Genomic DNA, 259 nt, shown 5'->3' on the forward strand with positions numbered 1-259 from the left:
GTTCTCGACCTCGCTTTCCGACGGTCTCACCTACCTCAAGGGCTACTCCGTTGCGGTCTTCGTTGCTGCACCTGAGCTGACCTCGCACGAGGACAAGGGCACCGTCCTCACGGACGAAGCCATTACCGGCACGGCTCCGGCCGGCAGCACGGTCAAGCTCACCCGCGGCGACGACACCATCAACCTTGACGTTGTGAACGGTGCTTGGAGCTTCCCGGCTCCGTCCACCGTTCCCGCAGGCGACACGCTGGAGTTCAAG

At 63.7% G+C, this 259-nt stretch carries 1 protein-coding gene; it reads left to right on the forward strand.

The annotated features are described in order from the left end of the window. The coding region (locus SB754_RS21190) for a hypothetical protein (RefSeq protein WP_410784312.1) at positions 1–259 on the forward strand (259 nt) is incomplete at both ends.

The organism is Leifsonia sp. SIMBA_070 (genome assembly GCF_046534635.1).
Classification (GTDB): Bacteria; Actinomycetota; Actinomycetes; order Actinomycetales; family Microbacteriaceae; genus Leifsonia.